The following is an 18,082-nucleotide window of genomic DNA, read 5'->3' as shown; positions in this document are numbered from 1 at the left end:
CGGAAACGGTAAATCGCTCCATTTCTTGTTTTTACGCAATTCCGGACGGAAAACCGTTTTTGCACTTTTCCTGGAATTGCTCGCCTTATCCAAGCCACAAAAGCACGAAGCCTGCCAAGGCGGATTCCTCGGCAGGCTTGCTTAAACCATTGGTGCAGGCGCGTTATTTCAGGCGGGCGCCTTGGCCTTCCGGCCCTTGGCGGGCTTCGCCGGCTCCGGTTCCGCCTTGCGTCCGAGGCCGATCGACTTGGCGAGCTGCGAGCGCGAGGCCGCATAGTTGGGAGCGACCATCGGGTAGTCGACGGGCAAGCCCCATTTGGTGCGGTAAGCTTCGGGCGTCAGGCCGAAATGCACGCCGATATGGCGCTTCAGCGATTTGAACTTCTTCCCGTCCTCGAGGCAGATGATGTAGTCCGGCGTCACCGAGCGCCTGGGATTGACGGCGGGGACCGGCGGGGGCGCCGCGGGCTCCGCCGGCTGGCTGATCCCGCCGATCGAGGAGGCGACGCTGGCGATCAGTCCGCCCAGGTCCGAAGCGGGCAGGCGGTTCTTCGCGACATAGGCCGATACGATGTGAGCGGTGAGTTCGAGCAGGTCGACTTCCTTGGCTGTGCTGGTGTCCTCGTTCACGTAATCCCTCCATTTCTGCCGCAAGGCCGCGAAACCGATCCGGTTGTCGCGGTGTACAATATCAAGGCGCTGCGAGCGTTGTTGGCGAATTCTGAAAAGCCGCAGGGGCCGCAGGCCGGCGAATTCCTAGTCGGCAAATCTGCGTGGCGCAACGTTTTGTCGCGTCAATACACGCTGTTTTGAACAATTATACTGAAATGTAACAATATCAGACGACCAGCGCCTTGTCGCGCCATAGACGAAATCCACCCTCGAAAGCGCGAGTGTTGTCGCCGCGCCGGGATTTTTCAGGCAATTCATCGAGCTTGTCGACATTGCCGCCGCCGATCACGACATAGTCCGGCTGCAAGGCGGCGCGAAGCCTGCCGACCACGTCGAAAACGTATTTGCGCCATTTCTTCTTCCCGTGTTTCACAAGGCCGCGCTCGCCGACATAATCCTCGAAAGTCGCTCCCTTCTTGTAGGGCAGATGGGCAAGCTCCATGGGCTGGCCGACATTCTTGATGATCATGGCGGCGCCCAGGCCTGTGCCGAGGCCGAGGAACAGCATGCGGCCGCCGTCATAGCTGCCGATCGCCTGCATCAGCGCGTCGTTGACGAGCTTCACCGGCATGCCGAAGGCGGCGGTGAAATCATAGCCGTTCCAGCCCTTGCCGAGATTGAAGGGATCGAGCGAGGGCTTGTTGTCCTGCACGGGGCCGGGATAGCCCATCGAGATGACGTCATAGTCCAGCCCCTCGGCCAGTTTCTTGACCGAAGCGACGACCTGGTCCGGGGTCAGGCTTGGCCCCGAGGGGGTGCGGCGCATCTCGCCACCCACGCTGGTGAGGATCTTCACATGCGAGCCGCCGACGTCGATGGTGAGCACGATCGGATCGCCGCTCGCCGCGGCTTTCTTTGCTGCCTTGGCCATTTTGTCCTCCCCGGAAATTACTTGGTCGGATTGATCCAGCCGTCGGGCGGGCCGAAGCCGTGCATGGCATCGGCCGGCCCCCAGGTCTTGGGCGCATAGATTGCCGGCGCCGTGGTGTCGCCGAGCACCGGCCCGACGATGCGCCAGGCAAGCTCGGCCGCATCCTGGCGCGTGAAGAGCTGGCCGTTGCCGTTCATGGCGTCGCCGATCAGCCGCTCATAGGGCGGCATGTCGCCCTTGGAGTCGTCGAGCGCGGTCAGCTCCACCTGCTCGCCGACCATGTCGTCGCCGGCTCTCTTGCGCTGGGCGCCGATCGAGATCGCCACCTGAGGATCGATGCGGAAGCGGACATAATTGGCGTCGGACGGCTTGATCGGATCGAAGACGTCGAGCGGCGGCCGCTTCAGCCGGACGATCACCTCGGTGGCGTGCACCGGCATGTTCTTGCCGGCACGGATGAAGAAGGGCACGTCCTGCCAGCGCCAGGTGTCGACGAAGAAGCGCACCGCGGCGAAAGTCTCGACCGGCGAGTTTGGCCGCACGCCCGGCTCGGCCAGATAGCCGTCGAACTGGCCGCGCACGACATCGTCCTTGTTGAGCGTGCGGATGGCGCGCAGCACCTGCACCTTCTCGTCGATCAGGTCGTCGGCCGAGCGGCCGACCGGCGGCTCCATGGCCAGAAGCAGCAGGATGTTGAGCAGGTGGTTCTCGATGACGTCGCGGATGCAGCCGACATCGTCATAGAATTTGCCGCGCCCCTCGACGCCGAAATCCTCGGCCATGGTGATCTGCACGCTTTCGACGAAGTTGCGGTTCCAGATCGGCTCGAGGAAGGCGTTGGCGAAACGGAAATAGAGCAGGTTCTGGATCGCTTCCTTACCGAGATAATGGTCGATGCGGAAGATCGACTGCTCGTCGAAGACCAGATGCAGCACCCGGTTCAGCCAGCGCGCCGACTGCAGATCGTGGCCGAAGGGCTTTTCCACCATCAGCCGCGCGCCGCGCGCGGTGCCGGACTGCTCCAGGCCCTGCACGACCGTTTCGAACATGGTCGGCGGCACCGCCATGTAGTGCAGCGGCCGCTGCGCGGAACCCAGCGCCGTCTTCAGCTTCTCGAAGGTCGCCGGGTCACGGTAGTCGCCGCTGACATAGCGCAGCAGCGAGGCGAGCTTGGAAAAGACCTTGTCGTCGACCGCGCCCAGCGCATTGACGATGCCGTCGCGGGCGCGGTCCACCAGCTTGGGGAGTTCCCAAGGCTCGAAGGCGACGCCGATCACCGGCTCGCTCAGCGTCCCCTTGGCGACCATGTGGTAGAGCGCCGGGAAAATCTTCTTATGCGCAAGGTCGCCGGTCGCTCCGAAAAGCACCAGCGTGTCGGACCTCTCCTGGCTCATGCGGACTCTCCCCTCACGCGCCGGTCTTCGGCTTTTCGACATGGCCGCCGAAGGCATAGCGCATGGCGGACAGAAGCTTGTCGGCGAATTGCGATTCGCCCTGCGAGGAGAAGCGGTCGAACAGCGCCGAGGACAGCACGGGCGCCGGAACGCCGGTGTCGATCGCCGCCTTCAGCGTCCAGCGGCCCTCGCCGGAATCGGAGACGCGGCCGCCGTACTGGGCAAGCGTCGGATCGCTCTTCAGCGCGCCGGCGGTGAGATCGAGCAGCCAGGAGCCGATGACGCTGCCATGCCGCCAGACCTCGGCGACCTGCGGCAGGTCGATGTCGAACTGGTAGTATTGCGGGCTCTCAAGCGGGCTGGTCTCGGCGTCGGCGGTGCGCTGCCTTTTGCCGGCATTGGCCGATTTGAGGATGTTCATGCCTTCGGCATAGGCGGCCATGACGCCGTATTCGATGCCGTTATGCACCATCTTGACGAAGTGGCCGGCGCCGCTCGGGCCGCAATGGAGATAGCCGAAGGGCGCCGTGCCGGCATCCTTGGGCGGATTGGCGCCCGCATCGGCGCCCGGCGCCAGCGTGGCGAAGACCGAATCGAGATGTTTCACGGCGTCATCGGGCCCGCCGATCATCAGGCAATAGCCGCGCTCCAGCCCCCAGACGCCGCCGCTGGTGCCGACGTCGACGAAGTTGATGCCTTTCACCGCCAGCTTGGCCGCCTGGTCGACGGCGTCGTGGTAATAGGAATTGCCGCCGTCGATGATGATGTCGCCCGGCTCCATCAGCGCCGCGACCTGGTCGACGATCCTGCCGGTGATCGCGGCCGGCAGCATCAGCCAGGCGCAGCGCGGCTTGGCGAGCTTGCCGACGAACTCCTCCAGCGAGGCCGCACCGATGGCGCCATCCTTGACCATGCCGGCGACGCTTGCCGAATTGATGTCGTAGACGACGCATTCATGGCCGTCGCGCATCAGGCGCCGCACCATGTTGGCGCCCATCCTGCCTAGTCCCATCATTCCGATCTGCATGGTTTCATCCCGATTGCTTGAGGAAAGAAGAAATCTATTGGCCCTGTTGCGTCGATTTATGACGCATCGATGCCGACGCTGAAGTCGACATTCTCCCAACGCATCGCTTCGGGCCAGAAAAAAGTGAAGACGATGGTGGTTCCCGGCCGCAGGCGGTCAACGGGCAAATCCACCAGATGGATGCCGAACGCATTCTCGACCGTCCTGCTGTCCTGCACGGTCAGCCACTTGTCGCTGCTCCAATGGACGACGCCGGGCGCCGACAATTCGACGCGCAGCGTCTTGCCGGCTGGAATGGAGCGAATCTTGTTGTTGAAGCGCCAGATCCGTAACGGCGAGACCGTCTTGTCCCGGATGTAGCGTTCGACGCCCTGCGGCGGCAGGTCGAAGACGGCGCCGTCGCGGAGCGAGCGCAACAGCTTGATGTGCTCGGCATGCGCCCAGACCAGCGGCATGGCGCTGCCGGAAGGGGCGCCCAGCCGCAATTCGCGGTCCGGCATGTCGGGGCGGTCCCAGACCTGCTCGGGCAGAAGGCCGCCCACGCCGGCCGAGCGTTCGAACGTCTCAAGCAGCTGTGCCGACCTGTCCTTGCGGCCGGCGGCCAGCTCGTAATGGGCGCGCTCGCCGGCAAGCAGTGGCCACGGCCGCCCCTGGCCGGTGCCGTCGAAAGGCGCGCCGTCCTCGTGCTCGCCATAGCCGTCGCCACTGTAGCGATACCAGAGCGGCCCCTGCGGCAGGTCGCAGCGCAGCTCGGCGTCGATCGCCTTGACCGTGTTCAGGATGCGCGGGTCGTCCGCGGCTCTGAGGCCGAAGCGGACCAGCGCCAGGGCGTCCGGGCTGATGATCGCTTCCGCCGGCCTGTCGCTGTCGCCCGGCGGCCGGTTCTTGATCGGCACGAAGCCGTCCTTCGGCGAGGCCGCGCCGCCATCGTCGGGCGGGGCTATGCGGACATAATAGCCTTCGATTCCCGCCCGGGCGCAGAGCTCGGTGCCGGTGACATAGGCCCAGCGCTCCACCTGGTCGTTCCAGCAATCGGCGATCTCACGCAGATAGTTTGCCGGCTCATTCTTGCCGCAGGCGTCGAGCATGTCGGCCGCGGCAAGCAGCCCCGCGATCTCCACGGCCAGCGTGAACGGGCTGTAGCCGGCATCTTCTTCCCAGCGGTCCTCGCCGGTCACGGGGCCGTTGCGCACGACATAGGCGGCCGCGTTCTCGATCATGGCCAGGAAGTCGGCGAGCTTCGACTTGGGCAGATGGCCGGCGCGGCGCAGAGCATCGGCAAGCAGCAGCGGAAAGGCGCATTCGTCCATCTGGATACCGGGCCAATAGGCCGTGCCGTCGGACCAGCAGTTCTGCGGCCAGTGGCCGTCCGGCTGTTGGATCGAGCGCAGATAGGCGAGGATCTGCAGCGCCTGCCTGCCATCGCCGGCGGCGAGGAAGCCGCCCGCCGTCTCGACCAGGTCGCGCGGCCAGACGAGGTGATAGCCGCCGAGGTCGTCGTCGCCCTTGTTGAAACCCCAGGGGATCGACAGGCTGGCGACCGCGGCGCCGGGCCTGGCGATCGACAGATGCGTTGCCAGCACCGCCGTGCTGGCGCGGTAGGTGTTCAGACCGGAGCCGGCGCGGCGGTCGAGTTTTTCCAACCCTGCCTGGAATTTCCGCCAGTTCTCGACATAGGTTTTCGCGGCCGGCTCGAAGCCCTGTTTCAGGCTTGCCAGCGCAAGATCGGCGGCTTCCTCCGGCGAAGCGCCAAAGCCGAGCGCCAGCAGAGCAACCGTCTTGCCGGCCGAAAAGCCGATCTCGCCGGTGAGCGCGACATTGCCGTTTTCGGCTGTGTGACAGGAAGGATCGAGCGCGCCGCTGTCGCGCAGTTGCTGCCAGCCGTCGGAGACGCCGACATAGCCTGCCGAACAGGCGCCCCAGGGCAAGGAGGAGGCAAGCGCCAGCGAGACGCCGCGTCCGGTGGCGAAGAGAAGGCGCTGCCCCTTGTGCTCGCCGATCCAGGCCGTGTTGCCCATGCCGGCGTTGACGAGATGCGGTGCAAGCAGCGCGTAGACGCGATAGTCGGCCGCCTGGCCCTTGAGCGCGGTGAAGCTGGTTTCCTGCAGCAGCACGGGTCGTTTCGAATCCGTAACGATACGCTTCTCGACCTGGTAAGCGCCGTCGGAGGCGGTGTTGGTCAGCCTGTAGCCAGGCACCCCATCTTCGAAAGGCTCGACGGTGTGGGCGGCATCGCGCTTCTCTTCGGAAAAATAACCGCCGGGGCCGGTGACGATCAGCCCCAGGTCGCGCGTGCAGGCGCTGTCGAGGCGCGGATAGTAGATCTCGTTCAGGATGCCGTGGCTGGTGGTGAACCAGAGCGGGCTTCTTGCCGAAAGGGCGGTTCCGACGCCGCTCTTGGCGCTCGACGTCCAGCGCGCGGGAATTCCGGGCGCGCCTTTGGCAACGGTCGGCGTCACTGCCATGCATTGGCCTCCTGCCGCGTTCCTAGACCAGGAGTCGCCGTCTTTTCAATCGCCGCACCGCAAGTTGATCGGTGGCCCATCAGGCTTTGCAGTTGATAGCTTGCAGTTCCTCCAAATTTGTCTGACAATAGATAAAAAACAGGCAATTCGCGTTACGACCATCCGTCAAGACCAGCAACCTCGGGAGGAAAGACATGAAGAAAGTGCTCGTATTGGGTGCATTCGCGGCGATGCTCGCCTCGGGCACCGCACTTGCCGACACCAGCGGCAAGAAGATCGCCTTTTCCAACAATTATGCCGGCAATTCGTGGCGCCAGGCGATGCTCGACAGCTACGGCATCGTCACCAAGAAAGCGGTCGACGACAAGATCGTCGCCGCGGCGGATGTCTTCACTACGGCCGACAAGGAAGTGCCGACCCAGGCCGCGCAGGTGCAGAACCTGATCCTGCAGGGCTATGACGCCATCGTCATCAACGCCGCCTCGCCCGATGCGCTGAATGGCGCCATCAAGCAGGCCTGCGATGCCGGCATCACCGTCGTCTCCTTCGACGGCACCGTGACCGAGCCCTGCGCCTATCGCGTCGTCGTCGACTTCAAGGACATGGGCAAGCAGGAAGTCGAGCAGATGGCCAAGTTCCAGCCGAAGGGCGGCAATCTGCTGGAAATCCGCGGTCTCGCCGGCACCTCGATCGACGATGCCATCCATGCCGGCATCCTCGAAGGCGTCGCGGCCCATCCCGAGTTCAAGATCGTCGGTTCGGTGACAGGCGATTGGGATCAGACCACGGCGCAGAAGGCTGTTGCGACCATCCTGCCATCGCTGCCGGACATCGTCGGCATCGTCGACCAGGGCGGCGACGGCTATGGCGCCGCGCAAGCCTTCGCCGCCGCCGGCAAGCCGCGCCCGACCATCATCATGGGCAACCGGCAGGACGAGCTGAAGTGGTGGAAGGAGCAGAAGGAGAAGGACGGCTACAAGACTTGGTCGGCCTCGATCGCGCCCGGCGTCTCGACGCTGGCCTTCTGGGTGGCCCAGCAGGTGCTCGATGGCCGCAAGGACATACCTCACGACCTGCTGGTGCCGTATCTCGCCTTCACCCAGGACGATTTTGAGGCCGCATTGCCGAAGATCAAGGAAGGCGGCGTCGCCACGCACGAATACACGCAGGAAGACGCCATCGCTGCCATCAAGGCCAACATCAAGCAATAGCGGCATTTGCCAGCCGCATCGCCAACCGGATAAAGTTGAGGATGCTCCAGGCTATTGCGGATATCGTCAGGCTCAACGGCGCCGAAAAGCATTTCGGCGCCGTTCGGGCGCTTAACGGCGTCGACTTCCATGTCGGCGCCGGCGAATGCGTCGGGTTGGTCGGGCATAACGGCGCCGGCAAGTCGACGCTCATGCATATGGTGGCCGGCACGCTGCGGCCGGATGGCGGGCAGATCGCGGTGCGCGGCAATCAGGAGGCGAGCTATTCGGTGGCGCGCGCGCTCGAGCTCGGCATACGCTGCGTGTTCCAGGAGCTGTCGCTCTGCCCCAATCTCAGCGTCGCCGAGAACACCCGCATCAACCATCCCTCGCTCGCCGGCATCGGCTGGCGGCGCAGGGCCGCCGACCTCATCCGCGCCAAGCTCGACGAGATCTTCCCGGACCACRGCATTTCGGCCGACGACATCGCCGGCGACCTTTCGATCGGAAGGCGGCAGATGGTCGAGGTGGCGCGCGCCTTCACGCTGACCCGCGAGCCGCTGCATCTGGTCATCCTCGACGAGCCGACCTCCTCGCTCGACGCGCACACGGCGGGGCAGTTGCTGTCCTTCGTGCGCCGCTTCGTGGCGGCCGGCGGCAGCTGCATCCTGATCTCGCATGTGCTGGGCGAGGTGCTGCAGAACGCCGATCGCATCGTGGTGATGCGCGACGGCAAGGTGGTCGCGGCGGATGCCGCGAGCGCTTTCGACCGCGACAAGCTTGTCGCGGCCATGGGCGGCGCCGAAGGACATCAGAAGGCCGCCGCCGAAGCCCGGAAAATCGAGGCCGGCGCGCTCAGGGTTCGCGCACGTCCGGCCAGGCAGCAGGACGACAAGGAGCTTGTCGCCCGCGCCGGCGAGATCATAGGCCTCGCAGGCCTTGCCGGGCATGGCCAAACCGACCTTTTGCTGGCGATCTTCTCGGCCGCCTCCCGCGCCAAAGCCGGCGTCGAGGTCACCGCGCCGGTGGCGCTGGTCGCCGGCGACCGCCAGTCGGACGGCATCTTTTCGCAATGGTCGATCGCGCAGAATATCGGCATCCGCTCGCTGGCCCGGCTGCGCAGCGGGCTGCTGATCTCGCCGCAGCGTGAGGCCGAGCTTGCCGAATTCTGGAAGAAGAAGATCGGCATCCGCACGCCGGACATGAACAACAACATCTATTCGCTGTCGGGCGGCAATCAGCAGAAGGCGCTGTTTGCCCGCGCGCTCGGCTCCGACGCCGAGATCGTGCTGATGGACGATCCGATGCGCGGCGTCGACATCGGCACCAAGCTGGAAGTCTACGACCTCGTGCGCGAGGAGGCCGCCAAGGGCCGAACCTTCCTCTGGTACACCACCGAGACCGAGGAGCTCGATAATTGCGACCATGTCTATGTCTTCAAGAACGGCCGCATCGTCGCCAATCTTGGGCGTGACGAGCTGACGGAGGAAAAGATCATCCAGTCCTCGTTCGGTGATGCGGCCTGACATGACGGCGATCGCTCCCGGCACGCTTCCGAAATCCTCGCCGCGCGGCAGCGCCGCCCGGGCGCGCCTGCTGCGCGGTCTCTTGCCGGCGCTGTCGCTGGCGCTGGTGCTGATCGCGATCGCCTGGCTCAACCCGCGCGCCATCAGCTATTTCGGCTTCAACCTGATGCTCAACCTGGCGATCCCGATCGCGCTGGCGACGATCGCGCAGATGTTCGTCATCGCCGGCAACGAGCTCGACCTGTCGATCGGCACCTTCGTCGGCTTCGTCGGCTGCGTCACCGCGACCTGGCTGAGGGACGCGCCGCTGCTGGGCATTCTCGTGCTCATCGGCTCGATCGGCGTCTACGCGCTGCTCGGCGCGCTGATCCACCTGCGCAACCTGCCGTCCATCGTGGTGACGCTCGGCATGAGCTTCGTCTGGCAAGGGCTTGCCATCCTCGTCCTGCCGAAGCCCGGCGGCAAGGCGCCGGACTGGCTGCTGGCGATCATGTCCTTCAAGCCGCCCTATATCCCGTTCCCGATCCTTGCCGCGTTGCTGATTGCCGCCGTTGTGCATTTCGGCCTGATGCGCACCTCCTACGGCGTCATCCTGCGCGGTTCCGGCGGCAACGCCGCGGCGCTCAGGCGCGCCGGCTGGTCGCTGCTTCGCACCAAGATCGTGCTGTTCGCGCTGACCGGCCTGTTCGGCGTTCTGTCGGGCATGGCGCTGATCGGCATCACCACGTCGGCCGACGCCAATATCGGTAACGGCTACACGCTCTTGTCGATCGCCGGCGTCATCCTCGGCGGAGGCGAGTTCGTGGGCGGGCGCGTGTCGCCGATCGGCGCGGTGCTCGGCGCGCTGACGCTKGCTCTGGCCGCCTCGCCGCTCTTGACCTTCATGCACATCCCGCCCGACTGGCAGGTCGCCGCCAATGGCGCGATCCTGATCATCGTGCTGGCGGCGCGCGTGCTCATCAGCCGCAGGGAGCGATAAGCCATGGCCTCGCTGCGTATGGTGCTCGAAAAGCCCTGGATCTGGTCTTTCGCCGGTGCGCTCGTCGTCTGGCTGGCAACCGTTGCCTTCACGGGCGGTTACGGCGCCGGCGGCATGGTCACGGCGGCGCTTTCGCTTGCTGTCTTCACGGTCATCGTCGGCATCGGCCAGATGTTCGTCATCACGCTGGGGCCTGGCAATGTCGATTTGTCGCTGCCGGCCAATATCGGGCTCGCCAGCGCGGTCGCCATGAAGGTGATGGGCGGCAGCGATTCCATGATCCTCGTCGGCCTGCTCGCAGCACTCGCCTGCGGCGCGGCGATCGGCGCCGTCAACTATCTCTTGATCTGGGCGCTGCGCATCCCGCCGATCATCGCCACGCTGTCGGCGAGCTTCATCATCCAGTCGGTCGATATCAGCTACGGCCGCGGCCTGCAGATCAAGCCGCCGCCGGGCTTCGCCGACTTCACCAACTGGCAGGTGCTGGGCATCCCCGTGCTGGCGATGCTGACGGTGATCTTCACCATCGGCGCGGCGCTTGCGCTGCAGCGCATGATCTATGGCCGCTCGGTGCTGGCGATCGGCCAGAACATCCGCGCCGCCTGGCTTGCCGGCGTCCATGTCGGCCGCATCCGCTTCCTCACCTACACCCTGTGCGGGGCGCTCGGCGGCATCGACGGAGCGCTGCTTGCCGGCTATTTCCGCGGCGCCAATGTCGATATCGGCAACGAATATCTGCTCGCCTCGATCGCGGTCGTGGTCATCGGCGGCACCTCGGTCGCCGGCGGCAAGGCCAACGTGCCCGGCGTCTGGGGCGCCGGCCTGTTCCTGGTGCTGTTGCTCACCATGCTCAACACCTTCGGCGTCAGCGCTGGCGTGCGGCTGGTGCTGACCGGCCTGATCATCGTCGGGGTGATCACGGCAGCCGGCGGCGAGAAGGCGGTGCGGTAGGGGCCTCCGCCTACTTAGCCGCCTTGGCCCGCGCGATCGCGTCGACGATCATCTTCTTGGCGTATTTGGAATCGTGCCAGCCTTCGATCTTGACCCATTTGCCGGGCTCGAGATCCTTGTAGTGCTCGAAGAAGTGCTGCACCTGCTGACGGGTGATCTCCGGCAGATGCGTGTATTCGGTGACGTTCTCATAGCGTAGCGTCAGCTTGGGCGAGGGGACGGCGATCACCTTCTCGTCCTGGCCGGCATTGTCTTCCATGATCAGGACGCCAATCGGCCGCACATTGATGACGCAGCCCGGCACCAGCGCGCGCGTGTTGCAGACCAGGACGTCGATAGGGTCGCCGTCGCCCGACAGCGTGTGCGGCACGAAGCCGTAATTGCCGGGATAGCGCATGGAAGTGTGCAGGAAGCGGTCGACGAACAGCGTGCCGGCCTCCTTGTCCATCTCGTATTTGATCGGCTCGCCGCCGATCGGCACCTCGATGATGACGTTAACGTCCTCAGGCGGGTTCTTCCCGGTGGCAATCGCTTCGATACGCATGGCTAAAATCCCTCTCTCGATTGCAAGACCGATAGCGGGCGAAGCGTCATGGTGCAATGCGGCGAATAGCACTGAGCGCTAATGGAAGCGCACAGTTTGTGATGGATTGTAACCTAAAGCGCGTCGCGATCTTTCAGATTCGCTCCCTGCGCTTTAGGCTTTTAATTTTGCGCATGTCTTTGCCCCTAAACCGGTTCCCACTTTCGGGAGACATGCTTTTGGCGAGGTTAGTCATTCCAGACGAAAGCCACTTTCTTCAGCGCCTTCTGCTCGAAGACCTCGACGCCTTCTGCGATATCGCGGCCGCCATTGCCGGCATAGAAGGCCAAGGCGTTGTGATTGTCTTCCAGCGCCCAGACCACAAGACCGCGCAGGCCGTGGTCGGCGAGACGGGCCTTGGCCGCCTTGAACAGCCGGCTGCCGAGCCCGATGCCCTGATATTCCGGACGCAGATAAAGCTCGTAGATCTCACCCTGCTGGCGGAGCTCGCGGGCGCGGTTCTTGCCGATCGTGGCGTAGCCGGCCACCGTTCCGCCGATCTCGATCACCAGCACGGTGGCGGCGCGGCGAATCGCGTTGGCCCACCAGTCGACGCCGCGGCRGTTGATCATCGAGGTCAGCGTGCGRTGCGGGATGATGCCCGAATAGGCGCCGCGCCAGGCCTGCTGATGCACCTCGGCGATGGCGCTCGCGTCGCGCGGTTCTGCCTTCCGGATGTCGATCGTCAGCGTGTTCATGATTGGTTAACCATAAACCCGCCTCGCCCGATTGCAAAGAGTCCCCCAACACGCCTCGACGCTTTCGCACAGGCGAAAGGCGGCGACGGAGAAGGCGCCTTGTCAGATTTCGACGAGATGATCGTCGAGCTCGTTGGTGTCGCCTTCGGTGACCGGGAAATGCTCGGCGAGCACCGCGCCGACCGATTCGATCGCCGTCACGAAACCGTGGGCCAACCGGTCGTCGCCGGCATGTTTCGTCAGGTCGCGCACCACGCCGTCCCAGACATGCTGGCCGACCTTGGCATCGATGCCGGAGTCGGCGACGACCTCGGCATAGCGCTCGGCGATGGAGACGAAGATGAGCACGCCGGTGCGCGCGCTGGTGCGGTGGACGTTGCGGGCCAGGAACTGCTTCATCGCATTGGCGTGCGCCGCCTGATAGCRCAGCCTTCGCGGCACGAAATGAATGCGCAAGGTGGGCAGGAACCAGAGCAGGGCGAACACCGAAGCCAACGCCAGCAGCTGCGCCAGCACGAAATGGGGGAGCCGGATGGTCAGCCACAAGCCTTCCAGCCCGTAGGCGACGGCGAGGCTGGCGATGAACAGGCCGATCGTGGCGGTGAAGGCGGCCGGAAAGAAGTAGCCGTCGCTCGCTCTCGCAACGACGCAATAGATTTCGCCGTCGGTCTTCAGCTCGGCCGTCCGGATCGCCTCGGCAATGCGGTTATGGTCCTCGGCGCTGATCGGTCGCGTTGCCATGGTGCCTCACCAGCTTCCCGAAGAGCCGCCGCCGCCCGACGAGCCACCGCCGCCGGAAAAACCGCCACCGCCCGAGGACCAGCCTCCACCACCCGACGACCAGCCGCCGCCCCCGGACGACCATCCGCCCGAGGAAGAGCGCCGGTTCTGATCGAAAGTCATGCCCAGCCAGCGGTAGCGGCCCGGTCCGATCTTCTGGCCGAAGATCGGCGGCAGGATCGTCATCGCGATGCCGCCGAAGAAGATCAGCGCCCAGATGGTGATGAAGATGGCGAAGAACAGGTCGTCGGAGTTGAACGGCGCCTRCTCGTTGCGTTTGCCGCGCGCCTCCAACTCCTCCGGATTGCCTTCCAGCACCATGATCATGTCGTCGACGGCCTTGGTGATGCCGCCGGAGAAGTCGCCGGCGCGGAAGGCCGGCACCATGTCGTTCTCGATGATCAGCTTGGTGTGCAGGTCGGTCAGCGTGCCTTCCAATCCGTAGCCGACCTCGATGCGCATCTTGCGGTCGTTCGGCGCGACCAAGAGCAGCACGCCGTTGTTTTCCTTGGCCTGGCCGAGCTTCCAGAAGCGGAACAGCCGGTTGGCATAAGGCTCGATCTCCTCGCCGCCGAGGCTGGGTATCGTGGCGACAACGATTTGGTCGGAGCCTTTTGTCTCGAAATCGGCGAGCTTCTGGGTCAGCGCCGCGCGCGTGCCCGCATCGATGATGCCGGCATTGTCGACGACGCGGCCGGTCAGCGCGGGGAGGTCGGCGGCGAGGGCGGCGATGGGGAGGAGGAGGCAAAAAAGCAGGCCAAGAAAGGCGATGCCGGTGTTCTGTCGCGCCCCCCTCTGTCCTGCCGGACATCTCCCCCACGAGGGGGGAGATTGGCGGTTCGGCCGCCGGCTCTCCCTTTCAAACGTTGGAGATTGGCGAAAGCCAATGTGACGTCCAATCTCCCCCCTTGTGGGGGAGATGGCCGGCAGGCCAGAGGGGGGCGCGAAGGAACGCAAAGCTGACAGGCTCGATTAAATCGCCGCTCACCCGCCCTGCTTGTTCGTGCTCGTGCCGAAATYGACCTTCGGCACCTGCATCTTGTCCTCCTCGACGGTGAAGTTGGCGAAGGGCTGGTTGCCGCGGAACCAGAAGGTCGCCCACAGCACGGACGGGAAGGTCTTCAGCGTCAGATTATAGTCCCTGACCGCCTGGATGTAGTCGCGCCGCGCCACCGCGATGCGGTTCTCGGTGCCTTCGAGCTGCGCCTGCAGCGCGAGGAAATTCTGGTTCGCCTTGAGGTCGGGGTAGGCTTCCGACACGGCGATCAGCCGCGACAGCGCGCTGGTCAGCCCGGCCTGGGCATCCTGGAACTTCTTCAGCGCTTCGGGATCCTTCAGCGTGTCCGGCGTCACCGTGATCTGCGTCGCCTTGGCGCGCGCCTCGACCACCGCGTCGAGCGTGTCCTTTTCATGCGAGGCATAGCCCTTCACCGTCTCGACCAGGTTGGGAATCAGGTCGGAACGGCGCTGATACTGGTTGAGCACCTCGCTCCAGGCCGCATGGGCATTCTCCTCGGCCGTCGGAATGGTGTTGTAGCCGCAGCCGGCAAGCAGCGGCAGCACGAAAGCCATCATCAGGAAGGCGGGCAGGCTGCGGAAGCGGGAAGGTGGTGAGAGGCGCTCGGTGATCATGATTGGTCCCTCGTCAGAAGTTGCATGCGAAGCATTACCACAATCCACGCGTAAGAAAATGTCCGGCGCATGGCGTCAATCCGGCTCGACCGGAAGCCACTGTGAATAGCAATGCGAACAAGCTAAGGTCCGGGCCGGAAAGGACAATTGCCATGGCAGAGCGCCGGGACGACGAGGCCGAGTCGCGCCGCATCCTCGAACGCGTGCAACAGGAGACGTCGCCAGGCGGCGCGTCGTTCGTAACCCGCATGGCGAAGGACGCGCGCGACCGTGTAACCGCGGCTGACGCCAACCGCGCCGATCCTATCGAATATTGGGGAACCCGCATTGGCCGAACGCTCGGCTTCGTCATCGCCATTGGGCTATTGGTCTGGTTGGTGTATGCCGCCACACGTGGCGGCTAGGATTCAGATTCCATGAATGCAGAAAAAACCGACGCGCCGCGCGCGGTCATCGTCATCTCCAGCCATGTCGCCCGCGGCTCGGTCGGCAACCGCGCGGCGGTGTTCGCGCTGGAGACGCTGGGTTTCCCGGTCTGGGCGGTGCCGACCGTCATCCTGCCCTGGCATCCGGGTCACAGCCGCGCGACCCGCATCGTGCCGCCGCTCGACCAGTTCAAGGCGCTGATGGCCGATCTCGAGCGGGCGCCCTGGCTGGGCGAGGTGCGGGCCGTGCTGTCGGGCTATCTCGGCGAGGCGGGCCAGGCCGAGGCGGTCGCTTCGCTGGTCGCCGCCGTCAAGGAAAGGACGCCGAACGCGCTTTACATCTGCGATCCGGTGATGGGCGATTCCGGCGGGCTCTACGTGCCCGAGCCGACGGCCGCCGCGATGCGCGACAAATTGATGCCGATCGCGGATATCGCGACGCCGAACCGCTATGAGCTGGCATGGATGGCGGGCGCGCCGCTGCCCGACATCAAGGCGGTGACCGCCGCCGCGCTTCATGCCGGGCCTTCGACCATGCTGGTGACCTCGGCGCCGGCGATGATGGCGGGCGGCACCGGCAATTTCCTGCTCGACGGCAGCCAGGCGTTGCTTGCCGAGCACCGCGTGATTGAGAAGCCGCCGAACGGGCTTGGCGACCTGACGGCCGCCGTCTATCTGGCGCGCGTTCTCTCCGGCCAGGCGCCGGTCAAGGCGCTGCAATCGACGACCGCGGCCGTCTACGAGATCCTCGCCCGCACAGCCAAGCGCGGCGGCGACGAGCTGCAGCTCGAAACCGACGCGCAGAGCCTGGCGCATCCGATGGCCATGGTGCAGCTGCGCCATCTGCTCCATCCTGGGCGGGACAAGCGGGCGTGAAGCCGGCCGGCCATCCGTTGGCCGGCGTCGACGGCTGCAAGGCCGGCTGGATCGCCGTCCATCGCGAAGCGGACGCCGCGCCATCGGTCTCGGTCTTTCCGAGCTTCCAGGCGCTGCTCGACGCGCTGCCCGATGCCACCATCGCCGTCGACATGCCGATCGRCCTGCCGGATTTTTCGGGCAAGGGCGGGCGCGGACCGGAAGCGCTGGTGCGGCCGCTGCTCGGGGCAAGGCAATCCAGCGTCTTTGCCATCCCCTCGCGCGCTGCGCTTTATGCCGACACCAGCGACTTCACCACCGTCGAGGCCTGGTATGYCGCGCACCGGCGGGCAAGCGCGGTGGCGATGAGGACCTCCGACCCGCCGCGCGGTGTTTCCATCCAGGCCTTCGGCATCTTTTCGAAAATCCGCGAGATCGACGCTTTGCTGATCGCAAAGCCGGATTTGCGCGGCCGTGTCTTCGAATCGCACCCGGAAGTGGCGTTCTGCCGGCTGAACGGCGGCGCGGCGATGGCGCTGCCGAAGAAGATCAAGGGCGCGGTCAACCCGGCCGGCATGGAGGAGCGCAAGGCGCTGCTTTGCCGGCATGGCTACGAGAAGCGCTTCCTCGACCGGGCGCCGCCACGGGGTGCTGCGAACGACGATTTCCTCGACGCGGCGGCGATGATGCTGGTTGCCGGGCGTATCGCCGGCGGCGAGGCGCGGCCTTCGCCCGATCCGCCACTGGTGGACCGTTTCGGCATCCCGGTCGCCATCTGGGCTTGAGGCAAAATCGGCTCGCTGCTTTTGGCCGCATGCGATTGCGACGCTGCCATCCGCAATTCGGCATTGCCCACGACCTGCATTTGCCGCTAGAGGCTTTTTCGATCGCAACGAGCTGCCGCCTCCAAACCCCGGAAAGGCTCTAGCCGCCCATGCCTCATCTCCCCGAGCACCTCCTCGCCGGCTACCGCAACTTCATGAGTGGCCGCTATCCGACGGAAAGCGACCGCTATCGCTCGTTGGCGCGCGACGGCCAGGCGCCCGAGACGATGATCGTCGCCTGCTGCGATTCGCGCTCGGCGCCGGAAGCGATCTTCGATGCCGGCCCCGGCGAGCTCTTCGTGCTGCGCAATGTCGCCAATCTGGTGCCGCCCTACGAGCCGGATGGCGAGTATCACTCGACCTCGGCCGCGCTCGAATTCGCCGTGCAGAGCTTGAAGGTGAAGAACATCGTGGTGATGGGCCACGGCCGCTGCGGTGGCATCCGCGCCGCGCTCGACACCAATTCGGCGCCGCTGTCGCCCGGCGATTTCATCGGCAAATGGATGAGCCTGATCGCGCCGGCCGCCGAAACGGTCGCCTCAAGCACGATGATGACGACAACCGAGCGCCAGACGGCGCTGGAGCGTATTTCCGTCCGCTACTCAATCGCCAATCTCAGGACCTTTCCCTGCGTTTCGATCCTCGAGGGCAAGGGCAAGCTCTCGCTTTACGGCGCGTGGTTCGACATCTCGACCGGGGAGCTGTGGGTGATGAACAAGGAAACCGGCGATTTCGAGCGGCCCGAGCTGTAAGGGGGACGTGATGCGGCAGAGCTGGTGGCGGATATTTCTTGCGGCGGGGCTGCTCCTGTCTTCGCTCGCCCGCGCCAGCGCCGACGACGGCGCCATCATCGACCGCTGGTACTCGGCGCTGCTGGTCGCCGACCGCACCGAATTGTCCGACCTGCTTGCCGACGACGTGCGCATGAAGCTCGACGACATCGGCGTCGTCCAGTCCAAAGAGGATTTCATCGCCTCGATCGACGAATGGCAGGGCGCGGTCGCGGGCGCGGCGATCCGCCATCGCATCGAAAAGAGCGAGAACGGCCGGACCACGGTGCTCGCCTGCTATGATTTTCCCAGCAATGACACGCTGATGCGCGAGACCTTCACCGTCGCCGGCGGCCGCATCGTCGCCAGCACCCAGACGGCGGTGGCACAGGACTGCAGCGGCTACTGAAACGTATTCGGGGGGGCGACCCGAGTTGCGC

The 18,082-nt window shown here is 65.2% G+C and carries 19 protein-coding genes; 9 read left to right on the top strand and 10 right to left on the bottom strand.

Going from position 1 to position 18,082, the window contains the following annotated elements; translation table 11 throughout:
- Positions 1-168 precede the first annotated feature (168 nt).
- From LCM4577_RS12810 to LCM4577_RS12790, 5 genes are all read right to left on the bottom strand, one after another.
- Entirely contained in the window at positions 169-630 is a 462-nt protein-coding gene (locus tag LCM4577_RS12810; protein WP_071031034.1) for a MucR family transcriptional regulator, read from the bottom strand.
- A 208-nt stretch (positions 631-838) separates the two neighbouring features.
- Positions 839-1,543 (bottom strand): ROK family protein, encoded by a 705-nt coding sequence (locus LCM4577_RS12805; protein ID WP_040991494.1) that lies wholly within the window; start codon positions 1,541-1,543, stop codon positions 839-841.
- Positions 1,544-1,560: 17 nt separating this feature from the next.
- Complete coding sequence (zwf, locus tag LCM4577_RS12800; protein ID WP_071071491.1) at positions 1,561-2,937, bottom strand: glucose-6-phosphate dehydrogenase; 1,377 nt, start codon at positions 2,935-2,937, stop codon at positions 1,561-1,563.
- A gap of 13 nt (positions 2,938-2,950) precedes the next feature.
- Positions 2,951-3,964 (bottom strand): phosphogluconate dehydrogenase (NAD(+)-dependent, decarboxylating), encoded by a 1,014-nt coding sequence (gene gnd, locus LCM4577_RS12795; RefSeq protein WP_071031037.1) that lies wholly within the window; start codon positions 3,962-3,964, stop codon positions 2,951-2,953.
- Positions 3,965-4,020: 56 nt separating this feature from the next.
- A complete protein-coding gene (locus LCM4577_RS12790; RefSeq protein WP_071071489.1) occupies positions 4,021-6,429 on the bottom strand; it encodes a glucan 1,4-alpha-glucosidase in 2,409 nt (802 codons plus the stop codon).
- A gap of 194 nt (positions 6,430-6,623) precedes the next feature.
- Here LCM4577_RS12790 and LCM4577_RS12785 point away from each other — a divergent pair, with 194 nt between their 5' ends.
- From LCM4577_RS12785 to LCM4577_RS12770, 4 genes are read left to right on the top strand one after another with little or no spacing between them, the layout of a single operon-like run.
- Positions 6,624-7,640 carry an ABC transporter substrate-binding protein gene (locus LCM4577_RS12785; RefSeq protein ID WP_071071488.1) on the top strand — a complete coding sequence of 339 codons (1,017 nt, stop codon included), beginning with the start codon at positions 6,624-6,626 and terminating at the stop codon, positions 7,638-7,640.
- A 41-nt stretch (positions 7,641-7,681) separates the two neighbouring features.
- Entirely contained in the window at positions 7,682-9,145 is a 1,464-nt protein-coding gene (locus tag LCM4577_RS12780) for a sugar ABC transporter ATP-binding protein (RefSeq protein WP_071071486.1), read from the top strand.
- Between the two features lies 1 nt (position 9,146).
- A complete protein-coding gene (locus tag LCM4577_RS12775; protein WP_041011050.1) occupies positions 9,147-10,124 on the top strand; it encodes an ABC transporter permease in 978 nt (325 codons plus the stop codon).
- A 3-nt stretch (positions 10,125-10,127) separates the two neighbouring features.
- Positions 10,128-11,075 (top strand): ABC transporter permease, encoded by a 948-nt coding sequence (locus LCM4577_RS12770; RefSeq protein ID WP_071031045.1) that lies wholly within the window; start codon positions 10,128-10,130, stop codon positions 11,073-11,075.
- 10 nt (positions 11,076-11,085) lie between these two features.
- On the opposite strand, the gene ppa is transcribed toward LCM4577_RS12770, so the two are convergent.
- The 5 genes from ppa to LCM4577_RS12745 all read right to left on the bottom strand — a co-directional run bounded on the left by ppa (position 11,086) and on the right by LCM4577_RS12745 (position 14,768).
- Complete coding sequence (gene ppa, locus LCM4577_RS12765; protein WP_040991510.1) at positions 11,086-11,619, bottom strand: inorganic diphosphatase; 534 nt, start codon at positions 11,617-11,619, stop codon at positions 11,086-11,088.
- Between the two features lie 227 nt (positions 11,620-11,846).
- On the bottom strand, positions 11,847-12,356 hold the full coding sequence (locus LCM4577_RS12760; RefSeq protein ID WP_071071485.1) for a GNAT family N-acetyltransferase: 510 nt from the start codon (positions 12,354-12,356) through the stop codon (positions 11,847-11,849).
- Positions 12,357-12,458: 102 nt separating this feature from the next.
- Complete coding sequence (locus LCM4577_RS12755) at positions 12,459-13,097, bottom strand: TPM domain-containing protein (protein WP_071071484.1); 639 nt, start codon at positions 13,095-13,097, stop codon at positions 12,459-12,461.
- 6 nt (positions 13,098-13,103) lie between these two features.
- Positions 13,104-13,907 carry a YgcG family protein gene (locus tag LCM4577_RS12750; RefSeq protein ID WP_071071563.1) on the bottom strand — a complete coding sequence of 268 codons (804 nt, stop codon included), beginning with the start codon at positions 13,905-13,907 and terminating at the stop codon, positions 13,104-13,106.
- A 213-nt stretch (positions 13,908-14,120) separates the two neighbouring features.
- Positions 14,121-14,768 (bottom strand): LemA family protein, encoded by a 648-nt coding sequence (locus tag LCM4577_RS12745; RefSeq protein WP_071071483.1) that lies wholly within the window; start codon positions 14,766-14,768, stop codon positions 14,121-14,123.
- A gap of 152 nt (positions 14,769-14,920) precedes the next feature.
- Here LCM4577_RS12745 and LCM4577_RS12740 point away from each other — a divergent pair, with 152 nt between their 5' ends.
- From LCM4577_RS12740 to LCM4577_RS12720, 5 genes are all read left to right on the top strand, one after another.
- Positions 14,921-15,172, top strand: a complete 252-nt coding sequence (locus LCM4577_RS12740; RefSeq protein ID WP_071071482.1) for a hypothetical protein — start codon at positions 14,921-14,923, stop codon at positions 15,170-15,172.
- Between the two features lie 12 nt (positions 15,173-15,184).
- Entirely contained in the window at positions 15,185-16,069 is an 885-nt protein-coding gene (gene pdxY, locus LCM4577_RS12735; protein ID WP_040991522.1) for a pyridoxal kinase PdxY, read from the top strand.
- Entirely contained in the window at positions 16,066-16,833 is a 768-nt protein-coding gene (locus LCM4577_RS12730) for a DUF429 domain-containing protein (protein WP_071071480.1), read from the top strand. The genes pdxY and LCM4577_RS12730 overlap by 4 nt, the downstream gene beginning before the upstream one ends.
- Before the next feature lie 149 nt (positions 16,834-16,982).
- Positions 16,983-17,624, top strand: coding sequence for a carbonic anhydrase (locus LCM4577_RS12725; RefSeq protein ID WP_040991526.1), 642 nt, complete (start codon positions 16,983-16,985; stop codon positions 17,622-17,624).
- Between the two features lie 10 nt (positions 17,625-17,634).
- Complete coding sequence (locus LCM4577_RS12720) at positions 17,635-18,051, top strand: hypothetical protein (protein ID WP_040991527.1); 417 nt, start codon at positions 17,635-17,637, stop codon at positions 18,049-18,051.
- The last annotated feature ends 31 nt before the right edge of the window (positions 18,052-18,082 follow it).

This window comes from Mesorhizobium sp. LCM 4577, from assembly GCF_001854795.2.
Classification (GTDB): Bacteria; Pseudomonadota; Alphaproteobacteria; order Rhizobiales; family Rhizobiaceae; genus Mesorhizobium; species Mesorhizobium plurifarium.
Note: the sequence above shows the minus strand (reverse complement) of the source record. Positions and strands in the feature narration are given on the sequence as shown.